Source organism: Gordonia sp. UBA5067, from assembly GCF_002414845.1.
Taxonomy (GTDB): domain Bacteria; phylum Actinomycetota; class Actinomycetes; order Mycobacteriales; family Mycobacteriaceae; genus Gordonia; species Gordonia defluvii.
The window spans coordinates 88,826-109,048 of the sequence record NZ_DIAX01000009.1 but is presented as its reverse complement, the minus strand read 5'-3'; the positions used below and the strand labels follow the sequence as shown (position 1 = coordinate 109,048).

The 20,223-nt window shown below is 64.4% G+C and carries 20 protein-coding genes; 9 read left to right on the top strand and 11 right to left on the bottom strand.

Going from position 1 to position 20,223, the window contains the following annotated elements; genetic code table 11:
* The 5 genes from B4M62_RS01555 to dnaA all read right to left on the bottom strand — a co-directional run.
* Nucleotides 1-320, bottom strand: a 320-nt coding sequence (locus B4M62_RS01555; RefSeq protein ID WP_290704135.1) for an ATP-binding protein, incomplete at its 3' end; no start/stop codon positions are given.
* Nucleotides 321-554: 234 nt separating this feature from the next.
* Nucleotides 555-1,076: a DciA family protein gene (locus tag B4M62_RS01550; RefSeq protein ID WP_290704133.1), complete on the bottom strand. Its 522-nt coding sequence runs from the start codon at nucleotides 1,074-1,076 to the stop codon at nucleotides 555-557.
* On the bottom strand, nucleotides 1,069-2,277 hold the full coding sequence (gene recF / locus B4M62_RS01545; RefSeq protein ID WP_290704130.1) for a DNA replication/repair protein RecF: 1,209 nt from the start codon (nucleotides 2,275-2,277) through the stop codon (nucleotides 1,069-1,071). Before recF ends, B4M62_RS01550 begins: the two co-directional genes overlap by 8 nt.
* A 3-nt stretch (nucleotides 2,278-2,280) precedes the next feature.
* Nucleotides 2,281-3,450 (bottom strand): DNA polymerase III subunit beta, encoded by a 1,170-nt coding sequence (gene dnaN, locus B4M62_RS01540; RefSeq protein ID WP_290704127.1) that lies wholly within the window; start codon nucleotides 3,448-3,450, stop codon nucleotides 2,281-2,283.
* A 430-nt stretch (nucleotides 3,451-3,880) separates the two neighbouring features.
* A complete protein-coding gene (gene dnaA / locus B4M62_RS01535) occupies nucleotides 3,881-5,365 on the bottom strand; it encodes a chromosomal replication initiator protein DnaA (protein WP_290704124.1) in 1,485 nt (494 codons plus the stop codon).
* A 326-nt stretch (nucleotides 5,366-5,691) separates the two neighbouring features.
* Here dnaA and rpmH point away from each other — a divergent pair, with 326 nt between their 5' ends.
* The 9 genes from rpmH to B4M62_RS01490 all read left to right on the top strand — a co-directional run bounded on the left by rpmH (nucleotide 5,692) and on the right by B4M62_RS01490 (nucleotide 12,054).
* Complete coding sequence (gene rpmH / locus B4M62_RS01530) at nucleotides 5,692-5,835, top strand: 50S ribosomal protein L34 (protein WP_290704121.1); 144 nt, start codon at nucleotides 5,692-5,694, stop codon at nucleotides 5,833-5,835.
* A 42-nt stretch (nucleotides 5,836-5,877) separates the two neighbouring features.
* On the top strand, nucleotides 5,878-6,240 hold the full coding sequence (gene rnpA / locus B4M62_RS01525) for a ribonuclease P protein component (protein ID WP_290704117.1): 363 nt from the start codon (nucleotides 5,878-5,880) through the stop codon (nucleotides 6,238-6,240).
* Nucleotides 6,138-6,491, top strand: a complete 354-nt coding sequence (gene yidD, locus B4M62_RS14705; RefSeq protein WP_349678330.1) for a membrane protein insertion efficiency factor YidD — start codon at nucleotides 6,138-6,140, stop codon at nucleotides 6,489-6,491. The genes rnpA and yidD overlap by 103 nt, the downstream gene beginning before the upstream one ends.
* Nucleotides 6,485-7,630 (top strand): membrane protein insertase YidC, encoded by a 1,146-nt coding sequence (gene yidC, locus B4M62_RS01515; protein WP_290704111.1) that lies wholly within the window; start codon nucleotides 6,485-6,487, stop codon nucleotides 7,628-7,630. The genes yidD and yidC overlap by 7 nt, the downstream gene beginning before the upstream one ends.
* Before the next feature lie 46 nt (nucleotides 7,631-7,676).
* On the top strand, nucleotides 7,677-8,261 hold the full coding sequence (locus B4M62_RS01510; RefSeq protein ID WP_290704108.1) for a protein jag: 585 nt from the start codon (nucleotides 7,677-7,679) through the stop codon (nucleotides 8,259-8,261).
* 180 nt (nucleotides 8,262-8,441) lie between these two features.
* Entirely contained in the window at nucleotides 8,442-9,143 is a 702-nt protein-coding gene (gene rsmG, locus B4M62_RS01505; protein ID WP_414651752.1) for a 16S rRNA (guanine(527)-N(7))-methyltransferase RsmG, read from the top strand.
* Nucleotides 9,144-9,220: 77 nt separating this feature from the next.
* On the top strand, nucleotides 9,221-10,186 hold the full coding sequence (locus tag B4M62_RS01500; RefSeq protein WP_290704154.1) for a ParA family protein: 966 nt from the start codon (nucleotides 9,221-9,223) through the stop codon (nucleotides 10,184-10,186).
* Complete coding sequence (locus B4M62_RS01495; protein ID WP_290704102.1) at nucleotides 10,183-11,229, top strand: ParB/RepB/Spo0J family partition protein; 1,047 nt, start codon at nucleotides 10,183-10,185, stop codon at nucleotides 11,227-11,229. The genes B4M62_RS01500 and B4M62_RS01495 overlap by 4 nt, the downstream gene beginning before the upstream one ends.
* Before the next feature lie 129 nt (nucleotides 11,230-11,358).
* The gene (locus tag B4M62_RS01490; RefSeq protein WP_290704099.1) at nucleotides 11,359-12,054 is read left to right on the top strand and encodes a hypothetical protein; all 696 of its coding nucleotides are present in this window, start codon (nucleotides 11,359-11,361) and stop codon (nucleotides 12,052-12,054) included.
* 25 nt (nucleotides 12,055-12,079) lie between these two features.
* On the opposite strand, the gene B4M62_RS01485 is transcribed toward B4M62_RS01490, so the two are convergent.
* The 6 genes from B4M62_RS01485 to murJ all read right to left on the bottom strand — a co-directional run bounded on the left by B4M62_RS01485 (nucleotide 12,080) and on the right by murJ (nucleotide 20,157).
* The gene (locus tag B4M62_RS01485; protein WP_290704096.1) at nucleotides 12,080-13,258 is read right to left on the bottom strand and encodes an N-acetylmuramoyl-L-alanine amidase; all 1,179 of its coding nucleotides are present in this window, start codon (nucleotides 13,256-13,258) and stop codon (nucleotides 12,080-12,082) included.
* Nucleotides 13,259-13,450: 192 nt separating this feature from the next.
* Complete coding sequence (gene trxA, locus B4M62_RS01480) at nucleotides 13,451-13,783, bottom strand: thioredoxin (RefSeq protein ID WP_290704093.1); 333 nt, start codon at nucleotides 13,781-13,783, stop codon at nucleotides 13,451-13,453.
* 37 nt (nucleotides 13,784-13,820) lie between these two features.
* On the bottom strand, nucleotides 13,821-14,801 hold the full coding sequence (trxB, locus tag B4M62_RS01475) for a thioredoxin-disulfide reductase (protein WP_290704090.1): 981 nt from the start codon (nucleotides 14,799-14,801) through the stop codon (nucleotides 13,821-13,823).
* A 101-nt stretch (nucleotides 14,802-14,902) separates the two neighbouring features.
* Nucleotides 14,903-15,523, bottom strand: a complete 621-nt coding sequence (locus tag B4M62_RS01470; protein WP_290704088.1) for an anti-sigma factor family protein — start codon at nucleotides 15,521-15,523, stop codon at nucleotides 14,903-14,905.
* A gap of 271 nt (nucleotides 15,524-15,794) precedes the next feature.
* Nucleotides 15,795-16,361 (bottom strand): RNA polymerase sigma factor SigM, encoded by a 567-nt coding sequence (gene sigM / locus B4M62_RS01465; protein ID WP_290704085.1) that lies wholly within the window; start codon nucleotides 16,359-16,361, stop codon nucleotides 15,795-15,797.
* Nucleotides 16,362-16,593: 232 nt separating this feature from the next.
* On the bottom strand, nucleotides 16,594-20,157 hold the full coding sequence (gene murJ, locus B4M62_RS01460; RefSeq protein WP_344716260.1) for a murein biosynthesis integral membrane protein MurJ: 3,564 nt from the start codon (nucleotides 20,155-20,157) through the stop codon (nucleotides 16,594-16,596).
* Between the last annotated feature and the right edge of the window lie 66 nt (nucleotides 20,158-20,223).

Genomic DNA, 20,223 nt, shown 5'->3' with positions numbered 1-20,223 from the left:
GCGTGCAGCTGGGTCATGACGACCTCGACGGTGGGCACCCCGGTGGCATGCAGCGAAACCGGAATTCCGCGACCATCGTCGATCACCTCGATGCCACCGTTGGCCAGCAGGGTGACATCGACGCGGGTGGCGTGACCAGCCATTGCCTCGTCCACCGAGTTATCGACGACTTCCCAGATCAGGTGGTGCAGACCTCGTTCACCGGTCGATCCGATGTACATGCCGGGCCGTTTGCGCACCGCCTCCAAACCCTCGAGGATGCTGATCGAATCTGCGCCGTACTCGCTGCTTTTCGCCGTCGACTTCTTCTTGTCCGCCACGCGCTTGACCGCTCCCTCTTCACGTTCTTCGATGAAAAATCGTTCCGCGGGCCTGTCAGCCGGCGCCAGCCCTACCGGGCACGGCACCCATCCTACTGGGTCACGCACACTGGAGCGGGGATGGCAGGCCGCTAGAACGCTCTCAGATCGATTTTCTCGGCCATCTGGTGGCCCGATTGTGGGATTCAGGGAATCCGTGCGCTTCGGTCCCCTTCCGCCCGATCCATCCTCCTGCTATCCATACGTATCCCGCGGCCCTCGTCCTGGGACGTTCCGCGGTCCCTTCCGCCACGAGGGCGCCTGCGGTCCGCTGATTCTGAGCGAAGTCACGACGCCATTGCCGACGACTGCCGCGATCTTCGCCAGGATCTGGCGCTGGACGTAGCGCAGCTGGGTGGCCCATGCCGTCGATTCCGCGGCAACGTGCAGGACGCCATCCTCCAGGCGAGTCGGGCGCGCGTGTGCCGAGATATCCTCCCCGACAATCGAGGCCCAGCTATTGATCACGGTTGCGGCACCGACATGTGACTGCCAGCCCGGCGCCTGCGCCAAGCGTCCGACCAGACTCCCCAGCGGCGCCGGATCGCGGTGGTCCGGACCAGATCCCGACCATCGGCGCCGCGACCGGCTGCCCGCTGGACCGGCGAGTGGCTTGCCCGGCGACGCACGTCGCGCACGCGACTTCGCCCGCGCATCTTCGAGCGCCTTCTTGGCCAATTCGTAGCCGCTGTGATCTTCGGTCCCCGGCTCAGTCATCGCCATCAATTCTACCGTCGGACCTCACCGTCGACCTGCGTCGAATCACCCCGTGATCGTCGGCTTCCTCGCGCATCTGAACCGAGAGCCGTCGTCCCCCGACTCCGGTCGGAAGGTCCTCGGGAACTGCGGCCGTCACCAGGAGTTGCTCGGCATCGGCGGTGTATTGCGCCAGGTGAACACGCCGTTTAGCATCAAGCTCGGCGAATACATCGTCCAGCAAGATCACTGGCTCGACTCCCTCGGCGCGGATGAGTTCGACGGTGGCCAGCCGCAACGCCAGTGCCAGCGACCAAGATTCGCCGTGGCTCGCGTATCCCTTCGCCAACTTTTGATCGAGGCTGATCTCGAGATCGTCACGATGTGGTCCGACGAGGCACACTCCGCGGTCGATCTCTCTCGATCGGGCCTGCGCGAGAGCTTCGAGCAGATACTGCTCGATTTGTTCCACCGATAGTGGCTTACCACCATGATCGTTCGCCTCCGATCCCAGCGCACTGCGGTAGCGGATTGAAGCCGGCCGTGAGTGCGGGGCGATCGACGAGTAGGCCGATTGCACGTGCGGCAGCGCGCTGTTGACCATCGTGATCCGATGCGCCGTGACCTGGGCGCCGAATGCGGCCAGTTGCGCGTCCCATACATCGAGGGTGCTGATCACCGAGTCGGCATCGGTGCCTCCGCGCCGCATCGCCGCCCCGGCCGTCTTCAGCAACGCGGCACGCTGTCGCAAAACCCGATCGTAGTCGGCTTTCGCCGCCACGGCTGTCGGGCCCAATCCGGTGACCAGGTCATCGAGGAACCGGCGACGGTCGGCCGGTTCCCCTTTGACCAGGAGCAGATCCTCCGGTGCGAACATGACCGATCGCAACACACCGATGACGTCGCGGTGCCGGCGCACCGGCCGGGAGTTGAGCGTCACCCGATTGGCGCCACTACCGGCAAGCGTGACTTCGACCGTCAGCTCACGCCCGTCGTTCTGGACTGTCGCCGCAATGCGTGCGGTGTCGGTCGCCTCGGCGACCATCGCCGCGTCCGAACTGACCCGGTGAGAACGTAGGTTCGTCAGGTAGAAGAGTGCTTCAAGGACATTCGTCTTACCAAATCCGTTACGTCCCACCAGAATCAATGGCTCGGCTGATAACTCCAGATCGAGGTGGTGCCACGATCGGAAGTCCCGCAACGAAAGCCGGCGGACGAACACCGATCAGCCGGGCAGGCGCACCGGCATCAGCAAGTAGCTGAACACCGAGTCAGGTGCCAAGAACGCACCGCTCTCGTCGGCGACCGGATCGTCTCCGGTCGATGGTCGCAGGACTGCCGGGCGGCTCGGCGTGGTGAATCCGAAATCGACGGTCGGAACGCCGATCGCGTTCAATCCGTCCTGTAGGTAGCCGGGGTTGAATGCGATCGTTAACGGCTCCCCCCGGAAGGTGACTGGCAGTTCCTCCTCCGCCTTGCCCGCCTCATCCCCACCAGCGGTCAGCAACACCGATCCTTCGGTGAACTCCATCCGGACCTGGGCCCCACGATCGGCCACGAGGGCGACGCGTTTGATCGCGTCCAGAAGCGGCGAACTGTCGATCGTTGCCACCGCGGTGTGGCTGGCAGGCAGGAGCTGGCGGAACTTCGGAAACTCCGCGTCCAGCAAACGCGTGGTCGTTTTCTTACCCCCGCCGAGAATGCCGAAAATGCCGTCGGCGCCAATCGCCGAGCCGCTACCGAACGCGAGAGCGACGTCGGTTTCGGACTCTCCACCCGCCGTCTTGGCGGCGTCGGCCAGGGTCCTCGCCGGCACCAGGACCGCACCGGCCGCCGAAAGATCGCTCGGAGTCCACTCCAGTTCGCGGACCGCAAGGCGAAAACGGTCAGTAGCGGCAAGAACAACCGTTTTGCCATCGATCTCGATGCGTACCCCGGTCAGCATCGGGAGCGTGTCATCGCGGCCGGCCGCGATGGCGACCTGGCCGATCGCCTCCGCGAAAATGTTCGAGGGAATGGTGCCGGTGGTGGCTGGGATGGCCGGCATTTCCGGGTAGTCCTCAACCGGCATCGTCGGCAAGGAGAACTTGGCGCTCCCGCAACTGATGGCGACCCGGGTGCCATCGACGCCCACGTCGACCGGCTTCGAAGGCAGCGCCTTGGTGATGTCGGCGAGGAGCCTGCCCGATACGAGTACTCGACCGGGATCGGCAACCTCGGCCGCGATCGTTTCTTCGGCAGAGACCTCGTAGTCGAAGCCGGAAACGGTCAGCCCGGCGTCGCTGGCGGTGAGCACCACACAACCGAGGACCGGTACCGGGGGACGAGCCGGAAGGCTGCGGGCAACCCACGCCACCGACTCCGCGAACTCGTCGCGGGAGGCACGAAACTTCATGGTGGTCACTGTAGGGCGTCGAGCGCGGCTTTGGCGGGTCGGGTCGAAAATGCCCACCGACGGTGCGCGGGGTGCTTGCGCAGATAGGCCGGGTTGTGCACACGCCGACTATTACAGGAATTCTCTCTATAGAGATTAGTAGTGTTAGTAGGCACGGTGGAAACTGTGGGTAACCCTTGTTCGTGCAGGTGGGACGGCGTATCTGTGTGTTTGCGATGTGTGGGTAAGTTTTGGGTAGCTGGAGGCGCCTGTGGATCCATCTGAGTTGTTAGTGAGTTATCCACGCGCTACGCACACGACGGGCCGAGTTTTCCGGCCGCCGTCCACACGGTTGCGGAGTCAGAATTGGGGCCTGGCGGACGCGGCTCGGCGCATCACACAACCCTCGGGAAAGAGTCGAGGGTTGTGTGATGAGTTGGCCGAACGGGAATCAGGGCGAGGTCGGCCGCCGCTTGATCCTTGTGGTGAGTTCTTGGACGTGATCGTAGATCTCACGCCGTTCCTTCATCTGCTCGGTGATCTTCTTCTCGGCGTGCACGACCGTCGAATGGTCGCGGTTGAAAGTGTCACCGATCTTGGGCAGCGAGAGATCAGTCAGTTCCCGGCACAGGTACATGGCGATCTGGCGGGGCAGCACAACGTCGGCCTTCCTTGACGGGCCCTTGAGTTGGTCGACCGAGACCCCAAAATAGTCGGTGATGACGGCGATGATCCGGGGGGCGCTGACCTCCTGTATGCCGGTCTCGGGCAGCAGGTTCCGCAACACGACCTCGGCGAGGGACCGGTTCAGTTCGGCGCTGGTGAGGGAGGCGAAGGCAGTGACCCGGATGAGGGCGCCTTCGAGCTCGCGGATGTTGCGCTCGATGTGGGAGGCGATGAGGACGAGCACATCGTCGGGAACGTCGATCTTGTCCATCTGCGCCTTCTTACGCAGAATCGCGACGCGCGTTTCCAGATCGGGCGGTTGCACATCGGTGATCAGCCCGCCCTCGAAGCGGGTACGCAGCCGGTCCTCCAGGGTCGCGAGCTGATGGGGCGGGCGGTCAGAGGAGATGATGATCTGCTTATCAGCGTTGTGCAGTGTGTTGAACGTGTGGAAGAACTCCTCCTGTGTTCCCTCTCGGCCCATCAAGAACTGAATATCGTCGACCAGGAGAATGTCGACTTCGTCGCGATACTGGCGCTGGAACTGGACACGTCGGTCGTCGCGCAGCGAGTTGATGAAGTCGTTGGTGAACTCTTCGGTGGAGACATACTTGACGCGGAGCTCCGGGAAGAGGCGCAGTGCGTAGTGGCCGGCGGCGTGGAGGAGATGTGTCTTGCCCAGCCCCGACTCCCCCCAGATGAAGAGCGGGTTGTAGGCACGGGCCGGAGATTCGGCCACTGCAACGGCCGACGCGTGCGCGAAACGGTTGGAAGCACCGATCACAAACGTGTCGAAGGTGTACCGGGGGTGCAGGCTGCCCGACGAGGGGGCTGTCGATTCCGATCCTGGACCGAACGAGTCCGACCAGTTCGGCGGGTGATCGCCGTCGCGGCCGCCGAAGTGGCGTCGACGTGACTTCCAGTCGTCGGTTTGCGGTGGTTCGTCGGACTCTTCTTCTGCACCAATGGATTCGTGCGGCTCGGCCGCGACCTGGATCGGCTGGATCCGGACTCCGAGGTCAACGGTTTCGCCGAGCTCGCGCGATAGTGCGGTACAGATGACATCGCGCAGATCACGCTCGATGTGCTCCTGAACCACGCGGTTGGGCACAGACAGGAGTGCGAACCCCTCGGCGAGGGTCAGGGGCTGGACGAGAGACAGCCAGGCCTTCTGCTGGCGAGTCAACGGTGGATTGACCCGGGTGTCGTCGTTGAGTTCGTCGACGACCGTCATCCAGATGTTGGTAAAGGAGTCGCTACCGACTGTCATAGGTCTCCCTTCCTGGACGTTCGGCGGAAATCCCAGCATGCCACGGCCGTCACTGTGAGACCAAGTTGTCCACATACTTATTCACAGGTGTGTACAAGAGCAAGCAAGTAACGCGGGTGTCGATCCGGTCAGCGGTTTGATTGTGGTGTAGGGAGTCCAGTACCCTCGACAGGTCATATCCTTCGCACGGATTTTCCGTCGGGTCATCTGGGTGGCAACCGCCACGACAGCGTGGCCAGGCTATCCGAGACGTCTTGGCACCGTGCGATGAACCGAGACTTGTTACCGCCTGCGGCAGTGGGCAAAGACTTGAAGGAGTCACTCCGATGGCCAAGGGCAAGCGGACTTTTCAGCCGAACAACCGTCGTCGCGCTCGCAAGCACGGCTTCCGTCTGCGCATGCGGACGCGGGCGGGGCGCGCGATCATCAGTGTTCGCCGCGGCAAGGGCCGCGCAAAGCTGAGCGCCTAGTTCTGTTCGACCACGCATCGCCGCCGCGGTGCTCGTTCGACAATGGACTCTCCGTACCGGATCCATCGGCGATCCGATTTTCAACGCACTCTGTCGCAAGGGGTGCGGACTCGAACACGCGATCTCGATGTGCATTTCCTGAATCCTGCAGCCGCGTGGCCGCATCGGTCGCGTAGCGATGTGGCGCTTGCCGGCGGTCCCCGGTTGGGGATGATCGTGAGCAAGCGTGTCGGCAATTCTGTTGTCCGGCACCGCCTCTCCCGTCGGATCCGGGTCGCATTCGACGACTCTGCCCGGCAGATGTGCAGTCCCGATACCTTCGTGGTCGTGCGCGCACGGCCTTCCGCCGCTTGTCGATCGGCGGTCGAACTCGCCGATCAGCTAGTACGGGCGGTGAACTCTTGAGGCGCGCGCTAATTGCGATCATCCGCTTCTACCAGGTGTGGATCTCACCTACCCGCCTGCCCTCGTGTCGATTCGAACCGACGTGCAGTGCGTACGCGGTGCAAGCGCTGACCGAGCACGGCCTGTGGTACGGCAGTTGGCTCTCGCTGGTTCGGCTGGCCAAATGCGGCCCGTGGCACAAACCCGGATTTGACCCGGTTCCGGCTCCTCGGAACTCTTCAACCAGTAAGGGACTGGAAACAACGTGCTGAATATCATCTACTACCCGGTGTCCGGGATCATGTGGCTCTGGCACTGGGTGTTCGACCACATCACCCCGAACACTCCGACCGGCAATGGCCTGGCATGGGCGTTGTCGGTGGTCTTCCTGGTCTTCACTCTTCGAGCCATCCTTTACAAGCCGTTCGTCAAGCAGATCCAGACGACGAAGAAGATGCAAGAGATCCAGCCGCAGATGCAGGCCATCCGCAAGAAGTACGGCAAGGATCAGGTCAAGATGGCCGAGGAGATGCAGAAGCTTCAGCGCGAGCACGGATTCAATCCGCTGCTGGGCTGCCTCCCGATGTTCATGCAGATCCCGGTCTTTATCGGCCTGTTCCATGTCTTGCGGTCGTTCAACCGCACGGGTGGTCAGTACGGGATGCGGATGGAGACGATGTCGGTCGAGCAGAATGCTCAAACGGCGAACTACTTCTTCAGTGGTGATCAGGTCCGGAACTTCCTCGAGGCGCGCTTCTTCGGAGTGCCATTGGCTTCGTGGGTCACCATGCCCGGCAAGCCGTCCCCGCAGTGGGAGGCCTTCATGCAGCACGGCGCTCCCGAGTTCACCCGCATCGGGATCATTGCCGTTGTCATACCGATCATGATCATTGCTTCGCTGATGACCTACTTGAACGCTCGCGCGGCCGTGAAGCGGCAGACGGCGGCGGCTCAGGAGAGCCAGCAGACGCGGATCATGAACATGCTTTCGCAGTACGTTTTTCCCCTGGGCATCCTGGTGTCGGGCCCGTTCTTCCCGGTCGCGATCCTTCTCTACTGGGTCAGCAACAACATCTGGACCTACGGTCAGCAGCACCTCGTCTTCGGCCGGATGGAGCGGGAAGAGGAAGCCGCCAAGGAAGCGAAGGAAGAGAAGAACAAGGCGAACGCTCCCAAACCGGGGGCCCGTCCGGATCGGACTAAGCGCGACGGCGGTCCCGGAGAAGCCGCAGACCTACCCGCTGACGATTCCGTTCCGGACGCTGCACCTGGATCGGCAGCCAGTGGCGATAGTACGGGCGGCAAGGCTCCCGGAGGCGGGACCAAGGCCAGCGGCGCGGCCAAAGGGCGATCTGCGGGATCGAAGAAGAACCGGCAGGCGGCTCGACGAAACAAGCCGAAGAGCCGCTGAGTCCTCTCCCCCACGAACATTTGCACCAAGATAAGAGGAGAACCCAATGACTGCGGATGCGCAGGTTCCCAACGAACCAATGGTGGCCGACACGGTGGCCACAACTACCGAGGCCCAGCCAATCGACAGCGCGGCGACCGACAATGCGGCGACCGAAGTCGAGCAGGAGGACCAACTGGTCGAGGAGGGCGAGATCGCCGGCGACTATCTCGAGCAACTGTTGGACGTCCTGGACTTTGACGGGGACATCGATCTCGACGTCGACGGCGATCGCGCGATGGTGAGCATCGATGGCGGTGCCGACCTCTCCAAGCTGGTTGGTCGGCGGGGTGAGGTCCTCGACGCATTGCAGGAGCTGACTCGGCTCGCGGTACAGCAAGCGACGGGTGACCGGAGCCGACTGATGTTGGACGTCGCCCGATGGCGGGCCGACCGCCGGGAGCGACTCGCCGGACTCGGGACCGAGGTCGCCGAACGTGTTCGCGATAGCGGAGAGCGCGAGTCGCTCGAGCCGATGACACCGTTCGAACGAAAGATCGTCCACGATGCGGTGGCCGTAGTCGACGGGGTCATCAGCGAAAGCGAGGGCGCCGAGCCCAAGCGACGCGTGGTCGTTATCAAGGTGTCGTAAGCTGAAGTCAACCCAACCGCACTAAACGAGAGGTCCCGGCTCAGGCCGGGGCCTTTCTCAGTTCGGGGCTGGAAATTACAGTCATGTAGTTCGCCAATGTTTCACGTGAAACATCGGGAGGACTGACCGCCGATGTTTCACGTGAAACATCAATGGTCGAGTCTCGGATGAGCAGGTGCGATCGAGAGGAGTGGGGTGTCGGTATCGGAAGCGGCCACACACGTGTTTGGTGATCGAGTCGATAGGGCAGTCGGCTACCACGACTGGTTGGCCGACGCTGCCGTGACCAGAGGCCTGATTGGGCCACGTGAAGCACCACGCCTCTGGGACCGCCATATTCTCAATTGTGGGGTTATCGCTGAGCTCTTTGGGCCCGATGAACGCGTTGTTGACATCGGCAGCGGTGCGGGACTGCCAGGCATACCCCTTGCGATTGCCCGACCGGACTTGCGTGTGGTCCTAGTCGAACCACTGCTCCGACGGACGACGTTTTTGGCCGAGGTTGTCGACGCACTGGGCCTCGACAACGTGACGGTGGTTCGGGGACGGGCGGAGGAACCCAGCGTGATAGCGCAGCACGGGGCCGCAGATTCGGTGACGTCGCGCGCGGTCGCGCCACTCGATCGGCTGTGCGGTTGGTCGGCCCCGCTGATGCGACCGGATGGCAAAATGGTTGCGATGAAGGGTTCGACCGCACAGGAAGAAGTGGACGAACACCGGAGTCGTTGCGCTGCAATAGGGATTGACGACCTGACGGTTACGACCGTGGGAGCCGGGCTGGTGCCCGAGGTGACCACCGTGGTTCTGGGGAGAAGGCGAGGCGGGCAGACTCGGCCAACGCCTGCGGCGCCACGCGGCACCCGAACTGAACGAGGTCGATGAGATGCGGGGCGACGTCGGCGTTGTCGGGGGCTGGGCGCACAATAGAGAAACGATGAACGATCAAAGAATGGACGTACCTGGTGAGTAAGCAATCGAATGTTTCACGTGAAACATCGGCTCGTAGGGGGGCTGAAACATTCGCTGACACTCCGATCGCAGCAGCCGCTGCGCGCGCAAGTGAAATCCTCACCCCCGGCGGCACCCCTCCCCTCCCCCGGCCCGCGCAACCGCGGATCATCACGGTCGCGAACCAGAAGGGCGGTGTGGGCAAGACAACTACTGCGGTGAACCTTGCCGCCGCACTGGCGATTCACGGACTACGTGTACTCGTCATCGACCTTGACCCGCAGGGCAACGCGAGTACTGCGTTGGGTATCGACCATCGCCAACCAGACATAGCCTCCGTGTATGAGCTGCTGCTGGGCGAGGCGACGCTGGAGGAAGCGATCCAGCAGACCCCGGCCCACGAGAGCCTGTTCTGCGTCCCGGCGACACTCGATCTAGCCGGTGCCGAGATCGAGTTGGTATCGCTCGTGGCGCGAGAGAATCGATTGAAGAACGCAATCAACCAGGAAGTGCTGGCGCGCTTCTCGCTGGACTATGTGTTTATCGACTGCCCGCCTTCACTCGGCTTGCTGACGGTCAACGCAATGGTCGCCGCGCGCGAAGTCCTCATACCGATTCAGTGCGAGTACTACGCACTAGAGGGAGTGGGTCAGTTGCTGCGAAACATTGAGCTGGTACAAGCCCACCTCAATCGCGATCTGCATGTGTCGACCGTCCTACTCACCATGTATGACGGCCGCACCAAGCTCGCCGATCAGGTGGCCGAGGAGGTGCGCCGGCATTTTGGACGCAAGGTGCTCCGCACCATCGTGCCGCGGAGCGTGAAGGTCTCCGAGGCCCCTGGCTTCGGGATGACGATCATTGACTACGACCCTGGCTCGCGCGGAGCGATGAGCTACGTGGATGCGGCCCGGGAGCTCGCGCTCGCGGGCGCAGCGGTCGACGGCGCACCAGGGATCGGGAGGAGTGATTCATGACCCGGGACACTCAGCGCAAGGGCGGCCTCGGGCGCGGTCTCGCCGCACTCATTCCGACCGGCCCGGCTGAAGACCAGGAAGCCGGCAGGACGATGGGCACCCAGCCCATGGGTGCCGCTGCGGCGGACGTGGTGATCGGCACCGGCCGCGTTTCTGTGGCCGGAGATTCTGCCGGCAGAGGAACAGGCTTAGCCACCGTTGAACCCATTTCGCATGATGTGGGTGCGGTCTACCGTGAACTCCGGCCGACCCAGATCCAACCCAATCCCCAGCAGCCCCGTACGGTCTTCGACGAGGATGCACTCGCTGAGTTGGTCTTTTCGATCCGCGAGTTTGGGCTGATGCAGCCGATCGTTGTACGGCGCCTGCCCGCCCCCCAAGGGGAGGTTGAGTACCAGCTGGTGATGGGCGAGCGCCGGTGGCGTGCGTGCCAAGAGGCGGGTATCGAAACGATTCCGGCCATCGTCCGGGAAACTGCTGACAGTGACATGCTTCGCGATGCGCTGCTGGAGAATATCCACCGGGCGCAGCTGAATCCGTTGGAGGAGGCGTCGGCATACCAACAACTCCTGGAGGAGTTCGGTGTGACGCAAGAGGAACTCGCGGCTCGGATCGGCCGGTCTCGTCCCGTCATCACCAACATGATCCGGCTGCTGCGGTTGCCTGTTGCCGTCCAGCGGCGAGTGGCGGCCGGTGTGCTATCCGCCGGTCATGCGCGTGCCCTGCTTTCACTGGACGCCGGTACGGAGGCCCAGGAGGCGCTCGCCGCGCGCATCGTGGCAGAGGGCCTGTCGGTTCGGGCCACCGAGGAGGCGGTCACTCTCGCCAACCGCGGCGATGGACCCGATCCCACTGCCCCGTCACCCAAGCGTAAGCAGATGGTGATGCCGGGATTGCAGGATGTCGCCGAACGGCTTTCCGACCGGCTCGATACCAGGGTCACCGTTAGTCTGGGCAAGCGCAAAGGCAAGATCGTCGTGGAGTTCGGGTCGATTGAGGATCTCGAAAGAATTCTCGATGAGATTTCGCAACGGACGCCGTAGTTTTCGCACCCAGGGGCACGGCTCGATAACGTCACTGTGACACGTAGGTAGAAGGAGGATCACTGTGAAGGCAAAGCCGTTGTGGCACAATAGATCTCGCCTTCATTGCTGGAGTGTGGGGTAGCGGAGATGGGAATCCGGCTTCTCGCCCTCGATCCGGCGGGGTTCGGACGACTTCCCTCTCATGCCCGCGGGTGTGTGTTCTGGGAGGTCGATCCGAGCGCCGCCGTCCGGACGAGTGAGTTCGACAAAGAGGCGTGGACATCGGGCCTACTGCTGGAGTGGGGCACGTGCGCGCAACTAGCCGAGTCGGGGCCCAACGTGGTCCGGACCAGTGGTGCTGGCTCGGCACCCGACAATTGGCGCACTGTGGTGGTCGGGACCGCCTTCTACGCTCCGCCGCCTCGGGTGCCACGCGCCGCACACTTCCCCACCTCGCCGGTGAGCGCCGATGCTGTGCTGCTGACCTCCCTGCGCGCGGATAACGGCTTCCGCGAAGCCCGTGCCCTACTCCTCGATGCAGTCGTCGCCGATCTGGTCCAACGCGGTGTTCGCGCCCTCGAAGCCTTCGGGATCCGGGGTCACGCCGCCACGGACCCACGCGAGGACATCTGCGGCGAATGCATGATCGATGCTGACTTCCTGGCCGATTCGGGCTTTGAACTCGTCGCACCGCACCACCGCTTTCCGCGGTACCGACTCGTGCTCGACGAGGGCCTGGGGTGGAAGTCTGCGGTCGAGGGAGCGCTCGAAAGGCTCGTTGTCGAGGCGGCATTGAAGATCGCCGTCGAGCCAGATTTGACGATGGCACCCGTCGGCGGCTGAACCCCCCGTCCGGTAGGACGAAAGGTCAGGAGATGGCGCGCTCGGCGGCTAGTAGGTCGGCAAACGTATAGGTGCCGGTGGGGCGATCGTTCTCGCCCAGGAGGTAGACGCGCTTAACGGCGATGAGAACCGCCTCCGCGAGGACGTCCCGATGCACCGGATCATCGAGCCAGGCGGCGTCGTTGGGGTTGGTGATGTACCCGACGTCGATGAGAGCCGTCGGCATTCGGGTCTCGCGTAGAATCGGCCAGGTCCGCGGGTGCGTTCGGCAATCGTAAAGCCCGGTGCGAGCAACGATTTCGCGTTGGATAAAGCTCGCAAGATTTCGCCCGATGGTCGAATATGAGCCGTGGTTGTTGCCGAAGAAGAAGCTCGCCACGCCACTGGCCGCCGCTGTCGGATGGTGGGCGCAACGCAGTGCGATGACCAGGTCCGCATCAACGGCGTTCGCCGTGTGTGCGCGTTCGGAGTCGTTCGGCGTGGAGTGATCACCATGGGAGAGGAAGGTCTCCATTCCGGCGGCGCCCATGCGGCCTTCCAGGCGATGAGCGATGTCGCGCAGAACACGATCCTCCAGCTCTGCCACCGCCCCCGTGGACAGCGGGTGCGTACCGCCGCAGCCGGCGTCGATCAGCACACGTTTGCCCGAGAGCAGGGGGCCCGACCGGCGGAGGCGCTCTTCCTCACGGATCGCGTGCGGTGAGCCGCCGGTTATCCGGTTGCCCAGCCGTTCGAGTGAGCGCAAAGTGGCCGGTCCACAGATCCCGTCGGACGACAGCCCGTACTCGGCCTGATATCGGCACAGCGCTCGGTGCGTGCTGTCGCCGAAGACGCCGTCGACCAGATTCGGGTAGTAGCCCAGATTTTGCAGTCGTGACTGCAAGACAGCTACGTCGTCACCGGTTATCGGTGTCGAGAGGCGATAGAGGAGTACGCGTGAGCCCAAGTGATATGAGGACTCCAAGAGGGCGCGATACGTGCCTGCACCGACGATCCCGTCGACGATCAGGCCACGTTGCTGTTGGAAGGCGCGCACGGCGTGATCGAGGGCCGGATCGAACACCGCTTCCGGAGAAGTCCAGCCGTCGCTGTTGGCAAGCAGATCAGTCGGGCCCGAGGTATCGGGGAGCAGCTGTTGAGCGACCAGGATGGCTCGGATCTCGGCGACTACCGAGCCCTGATCGCCCATCTTGAAGGTCGGCATCTGCTGTACTCCTCACCCCGATGAATCGAGGTCGATCGAAACGTGGTCGACGGTGAGCGCCCGTTTGTTCGCTGCGTACCCCGCCACCAGCGTGCATGCGAGCACGCTGGTGGCGTCGTCAAGGCCCAATTCTCGCAGGTCGTGTCGATCCGGCACAACTCCGCGCGCCGTGATATTCGGCAGCGGCCGTTGTCAGGGTTTGAGGACCGAGTCGAGTTCACGAAGGAGTGCGGCTTTGCCCTTCGCCCCGACGATGGTCTTCACGACCTCACCGCCGGAGAACAGCTTCATCGTGGGAATCGACATGATCGAGTAGTCGCGGGCTACGCCGGGATTGGCGTCGACGTCGACCTTCGCCACCGTCAGCTTGTCCGCGTGATCGCGCGCGATCTCTTCGAGAACCGGCGCGACCATCTTGCACGGACCGCACCAGGTGGCCCAGAAGTCGACCAGTACCGGCCTATCGGCAGCGAGGACGTCACTGGCGAACGAGGCATCAGTCACATCGGTGGTATGGGCGCCCATGTCGATTCTTTCCCTTCGAGGATTCGTGTGTGGAGGTTCATGCACTCACGGTTTGGACAACCGCCGGCTCGTCGGCTCGGTGGGCGAGCCAGCGTTCGGCATCAATGGCAGCGGAACAGCCGCTGCCGGCAGCCGTGACTGCCTGGCGGTAGGTATGGTCGACGAGATCGCCCGCGGCAAACACACCGGGAACTGAGGTATAGGTGCTACGACCCTCAGTCACGACGTAGCCCTCGTCGTCGACAGCGACCTGGCCCGCAACAAGTCCGCTGCGCGGATCGTGACCAATGGCCACGAACATGCCGGTGGCCGCCAGCTCGCGCGTCTCGCCGGTCCGGGTATCGCGAAGGACCAGCCCGGTCAGCGAATCGTCGCCGAGGAGAGCATCAACCGCGGTGTTGGTGACGAACTCGATTTTGGGATTGTTGCGGGCGCGATCGAGCATGATCTTCGACGCACGGAATTCCTCCCGGCGGTGGATCAGGTAGACCTTGGTCGCGAATTTGGTGAGGAAGGTGGCCTCCTCCATCGCGGAGTCACCGCCGCCGATGACGGCAAGGGTGTTGTCCTTGAAGAAGAATCCGTCGCAGGTCGCACAGGCGGAGACGCCGCGGCCGAGCAGCCGCTGCTCGTCGTCGAGCCCGAGGTAGCGGGCTGCGGCGCCCATCGCGAGGATGACCGCCTTGCTGCGGTGGACCTCGCCGGCCACCTCGACTTCTTTGACGTCGCCGTTGAGGCGGATGGCGTCGACGTCGTCCATGCGCAGGTCGGCGCCGAACCGGAGAGCCTGCTCGCGCATCTCGTCCATCAGCTCGGGCCCCTGGATGCCGTTCCGAAAACCGGGGAAGTTCTCGACCTCGGTGGTCGTCATCAACGCGCCGCCGAATTGGGTTCCTTCGAAGACCAGTGGTGCGAGCTCGGCGCGGGCGGCGTACACGGCGGCGGTGTACCCGGCCGGCCCGGAGCCGACGATGATCAGCTCGTGGATGGGAGTGTCCGCGTCAGAACTGGAGCTCACAGGATGTCCTTTTCAGGGTCGGTCGGATGCGCTGTAAGGCATTAACACCAGGGTAGGTCGCAATGTTCCCGAGCGCGTGTCCGGGGCGGTATGCGCGCGGCCTATTCGGTGACCACGGCCCGCGCAATCGTGTCCGGCTTGCCGGCGTCGCAGTCGCGGGTGGTGACCAGGGCGTTGAACTCACCGGGCCGGCCGGTTGGCGTGAGGATCACCTGGGCGGGGCGCCCCCCGTAAACGATGTAGGCCGCACCGATGACGCCGGCGCCACCCATCCGGTTGGCGATCAGGCAGCGGGCGAGGCGGTTGGCATCGATCGCCTCCGATTGTGGGGCGCGCACGGCGGCGAGCAGGGCGGAGGTATCGGCCGCCGGAACCAGTTGCGCTGAGTGGGGATCGGCGGAACGTCTCGGACTCATCAGTTCGGCGACGAGGGCGCCGGCGCCAAGGACGGCCAGCACGGCCGCGGCGACCAGTAGGAGGCCGACGACCCGGCGCGGTGCGGCCGACCCGGCGCCGCGCCGGAATCCGGCCAGCGTCGTCTCCGACGCGGCCCGCACCTGGTCGGGTACCGCGACGGCCGGTGGCTCCATCGTCCGCAACGCATCAACCGTCTCATCGAGTGCTGCGAGGAGTTCTTGGGCGTCGGGATCCTCGGGCAAATGGGCCTGTACATGAGCGTTGAGGGCGTCGTCGAGTGCGCCCGCGTGAAACTCGGCGATCAACTCGGGCGCGAAAAGGCGGTTCCGGGAATACCCGGGAGACTTCGCTCACGTGAGACATCGTCGGCTGCTTTCGGCGTGGGGACAGTTCGTACTCTACGACGCAGCGCGCCGTCCCGTGGTTCCCTTGGCAGCGTGATTTCGCACGCGATCCCCAGGTCGGGTGCGCGAAGAAGGGCAGTTCGAGGTGTGAGTAGCCGGCATCTGCACCGGTGTCGGCCGACACCGGTGCAGTATCGCAACCGGCCCACCGCCGATCAGTCGCCGGAATGGTTCAGACGGGTGTGCGCAGACTGCGGAGAATAACCGAGAGTTTGAGTCTGCCCCGGGCGCAGCGGCTCTTGATGGTGCCGGTGGCGACGCCAAGAATATCGGCGGTCTCGGCCACGGTGTAGCCCTCGACGTCGACGAGCAGGATCGCGCGGCGCTGCTCCTCCGGGAGTAGTCGCAGGGCGCGATTCAGGGCGATGGCGAGGTCGACATCTCGCGCCCGATCAGTCGGGTTGGGCAGTTGGGTGTCGATTTCGGCCACTAGTTTCGCCGCGCGGACGCGGGAGCGCCGCATTCGGTCCAGGCAGGAATTGATCACGATTCGGTGCAACCAACTCGATACCTGCGAATCGGCGCGGAATTGGGCCGCCATTTCGTGGGCCTTGGCCCAGGCGTCTTGCAGGGCGTCCGGCACCTCCTGCGGATCGCTCATGGTGCGGTAGGCCACTGCGGCCATGCGGTCGTGATGTCGGCGGACCAACAGTGTGAACGCCCACCGGTTGCCGTTGACATGAGCGCGGAGCAAATCGGCATCGCTGCACTGCTCCAAATCAAAATCCCCCCGATTCATAGGAAGACAATAAGCAGTGCTCATGAATTCGGGAACGATTCGGCGGCGTTGGGGAAAACCTGGGGATAACTCGAAGGGCCGATTAACAATCACAAAGCCCAATGTGGTGTGCATTCGGTCAGGCATATCCGAAATGCGTTGGTGCGCAACGGGAACCGTGATAGCCGTGCAGAGTCTATCAACCATCAACGGCCATTCGCCTGAATGATTGGTGATCGCGGAAGTAAGGCGATCAGCTCTTCATGGTGACCTTCTGAACCGTCGCCTCGTACTGGCCGCTGGTCTGTTGCGACGGGGCAAGTGCGGTGATCCAGACCAGCATGAACGGGGCGGCAGTGGCGGTGGCGATCGACAACGTGGTCTCTGTCGAGTCGACCGTGCCACCGCCGACCTTCGTCGTCGCGGCCAAATCGCTCGCTCCGGCGCCCGCGGTGCGCAGCTCCACGGTGAAGCCGGGATTGGGCGTGGCGATAGTCACCGACCGGACGGTGCGGGTGCCGCCGAGATTGAACAGCAACCCGACACCGGGTTTCAGCCCGCCGAAATCAGCGGAGAATCGGTAGTTGTCGGTGTGCCACGACGGCGATGCGCCGCTGATGACGTTCGCAACATTTGTCGACGGATCGGCCTTCTGGTCGGAGAAGTCAACCACGCTGACATTCTGAAGGGCGATTGCACGCCCCGGAGCCTCGGCCACCGAGCTCGACCTCGTGGTGAGGATGGCGTCGATGCTCGACGCGGGATCGCTGCCGCCGAAAATCTTCGCCAGTGCGACGATCAGTGCGATGACCAGGATCAGTGCGGCGACCGCCAGCCCGATCAGCAGCGGCACATTGCGCCCAGCTGCCCAGTCCGGGGTGCTGTTGGCCGCCGAGGGCCGCCCACCCGTCGCAGGTGCGATCGGCTGACCGTCGGAGTCGACCGGTGGCATCATGTCGGTGGGCAGGTCGAGCACGGTGGCCTGGTCGAGGACGTGCTGAATGGTGGCGGCGGTACGAATGCCCTGATCGCCGGCCAGCGCCCGCGCCGCCACGGCAGAGATCTCAAACGGGATGGTTGCGCGGGCCTGTCGTGGCTCAATCGGGGTGCTCCCCCCGTCCACGGCCAGGGCGGGGTGCATCCCGCCGATCCGTTCGGTTGACTGCTTCACCGTCGTCGTGGCCGAAGCGTCGGCATTCAACGGCCAGCGGTCCAGTAGCAGTGCATAGAGCACCGCACCCAGGCCGCGAACGTCGGAGGCCTTGTCGTCGTCGGCGAGGGTGCCCGGGAACGCGAGCAGCGCATCACCGTTGGTCGACACGCGAATCCGGGACGGGCTATCGATGGACAGCGCTCCACCGGTCCGATGAGCCGCCTCGGCGGCCGCGGCGAGCGCCCGCACCGCCCGGGCGGCGCCGATGGGCGAGGGACTCGTGGCGGCGACTTCGGCGAGTGCGGACCCGGGCACCCATTCGGCGACGACAATCCCGCCCGACGAGCCGCGGATGACATCGAGCACGCGGGCCGCGCCGGCGGAGTTCAGGTGGCCGACGCGCAGCGTTCGGGAAAGGACCGCCTGGGGTCCGGCCCCGCCGGAGCCGGGCACCTCCCCCGTCGTCGGCGGCTCCGCCAGTTGTTCGGAATCGACAAAGGTCAGCGCAACGTCGCGGTCGAGGTTGATGTCGCGGGCATGCCAGAACTGAAGGCCGCGCGATCCGCCACAATGAGCGATCAGCCGGTAGCGACCGCCGGCCACGGCGGCCCCGGGGACCAGGCGCGGCCCGCGAAGCCGGCGCGGTGCGTCGGGCGCGCTGTCCGCGGCGGTGTCACCCGGCGCGCCGCCGGCGGCGCCGCCGGGAGGGCTGGGCTGTCCGTCGGTGCCCCCCGGTGGCAGCCCCTCCGGTGCTATCGGGGTGTCGTCGGTGGAACCCGGCTTGGCGTCCTTGTCGGTACCATCGCTCATGAGCGGCATTCCTCTCCTGCGGTAGCGCATGTCTGGGCGCACTGAGCCGTCGGCGCCGCGCGGTTGGTAAGGAAAGCTGCCCGTGCCGACGGCCCCACCGCTATGGACGGTGAACGACTGCCAGGTCGCCGACCCTCGATCAAAGCGCCGGACCACCTCGACTTGACCAGAGTAAGGGAGTGATTCGTCAACAACAATTCGGGGGAACTGAACGGTCAAGGCGGTTTCCTCCTCGCCGGGAGCCGCCTTGGGCGCGAGCGCCGGGACGAAGCGGCCGACGGCACGGCGAGCCATCGAGGTGATCGCGACGATATCGGGAACCCTCGCGACCGCCATCAGCAGGTACGCCAGGCCGAGCCCGATGGCCGCGGTGATGCAGAGGTAGAGCACCCAGCCCGTCCTGCCGAACTCCGCGCCGAGCCGATCGGCCCCGGAGATCCGGGCCAGCACCCAGGCGAGCCCCACTGACACGGCCGAAGCGGCAACGGTGATGACCGTGGTCCGAGCGACGGCCGGCATGCGCTCGTGCCCCAGATGAGAGCGCAGCAGATAGTGCCCGACAATGGCGCCCACGAGGTAGCCCAGTCCGTTGGACAAGGCCAGCCAGCGAATGATGAGGTCCGGGTCGTCGAAGAGGACCGGCCCGAGGTAGGAAGCGCCGACTTTCACCACCGTGATACCGACGACCATTGCCGTCGGGGTCCAGGCGTCCTCACGGGCGTAGAAGACGCGCAACTGCACCAGGGTCATGGCGTACGGAATCAGCGTGAACGCGCCCCACGCCAAAACGGAACCGAGTTGCGCAGCCGCTTTCGGACCGAACTCGCCGACGTCGAAGACGGTCATGCCGATCGCAGGCCCGAAGAACGTCATGTAGACGACCACCGGGACGAGGGCGACCATCGTCAGCCGGGTGGCCAGCGACAAATCCGCCAACACCGCCCGACTGTCGTCGGCTGCCGCGTTTCGGGACAGGCGAGGCATGAGGGCAGTAAGAATGGTGACACCCAAGACGCCGTACGGCAGTTGCAGCAGTTGCCAATGTGTCGCGTAGGCGATGATTCCGGATGCCGCGTGGGCCGAGGCGATGTGGTAGGTCACGATCAGCCCGACCTGCAGCACCAGCACGTAGACGACGATGGCGGCCGCCATGTTGCCGAACCGGCGCAGGCGCGCGTCGATACCCCACTGGATGCGGAGCCGCACGCCGGCCCGCCGCAGGTACGGCAGCAGGATCGCAGCCTGCACGACGACACCCAGAGTGGTCCCGACACCGAGTACCAACAATTGCGGGTTGGTCATCTGGACCGGGTTGATCGCCAGCTCTCCCGGCATGAGGAGGTAGAGGACCAGGGTCGCGATCTGGATGACGTTGTTGAGCACCGGTGCCCACGCCCCCGGCCGGAACACATTCTTGACGTTGAGAATCGCCATGAACAGCGCCGATAGTCCGTAGAAGAGAATCTCCGGCAGCAGCAGGTAGGCCAGTGCAGTTGTTAGTGGGCGGTTTACCTGGCTATCGGAACCGACGTTCAGCCAGGTAAGCACCGGTGCGGCGACGAGCGCAACGACTGTGGCGACGCTGAGGATGACCAGCGTCAACGTGTAGATCCGGTTGACGAACCCCTCGCCGCCATCGGGGTCTTCCGCCTCCGCGCGGACCAGCACCGGGATCACGATCGCCGTGAGTACCGCACCGAGAACGACCTCGGCGATCATGTTCGGGAGGACGTAGGCCGCCTGGAAGGCCGAGGAGAGGGCTCCACCGAGGATGCCGACCAGCATCACCGTGCGGACGAACCCGGTAATCCGGCTGATCAGCGTCGCGAGCGCGATAGAGCCGCCGGTGCGCATGACCGACGCATCGGAGGTCTCCGCAGTGCGGGCCGGGCCCGGCCGGGCGGGCAACTGCTGCGGCTG

Coding starts and splice junctions, on each gene's coding strand:
- B4M62_RS01550 (WP_290704133.1), bottom strand. CDS start 1,076: ATGACTGAGCCGGGGACCGAAGATCACAGCGGCTACGAATTGGCCAAG.
- dnaN (WP_290704127.1), bottom strand. CDS start 3,450: ATGAAGTTTCGTGCCTCCCGCGACGAGTTCGCGGAGTCGGTGGCGTGG.
- dnaA (WP_290704124.1), bottom strand. CDS start 5,365: ATGACAGTCGGTAGCGACTCCTTTACCAACATCTGGATGACGGTCGTC.
- rpmH (WP_290704121.1), top strand. CDS start 5,692: ATGGCCAAGGGCAAGCGGACTTTTCAGCCGAACAACCGTCGTCGCGCT.
- rnpA (WP_290704117.1), top strand. CDS start 5,878: ATGGACTCTCCGTACCGGATCCATCGGCGATCCGATTTTCAACGCACT.
- B4M62_RS01510 (WP_290704108.1), top strand. CDS start 7,677: ATGACTGCGGATGCGCAGGTTCCCAACGAACCAATGGTGGCCGACACG.
- B4M62_RS01495 (WP_290704102.1), top strand. CDS start 10,183: ATGACCCGGGACACTCAGCGCAAGGGCGGCCTCGGGCGCGGTCTCGCC.
- B4M62_RS01490 (WP_290704099.1), top strand. CDS start 11,359: ATGGGAATCCGGCTTCTCGCCCTCGATCCGGCGGGGTTCGGACGACTT.
- B4M62_RS01485 (WP_290704096.1), bottom strand. CDS start 13,258: ATGCCGACCTTCAAGATGGGCGATCAGGGCTCGGTAGTCGCCGAGATC.
- trxA (WP_290704093.1), bottom strand. CDS start 13,783: ATGGGCGCCCATACCACCGATGTGACTGATGCCTCGTTCGCCAGTGAC.
- sigM (WP_290704085.1), bottom strand. CDS start 16,361: ATGAATCGGGGGGATTTTGATTTGGAGCAGTGCAGCGATGCCGATTTG.
- murJ (WP_344716260.1), bottom strand. CDS start 20,157: ATGCGCACCGGCGGCTCTATCGCGCTCGCGACGCTGATCAGCCGGATT.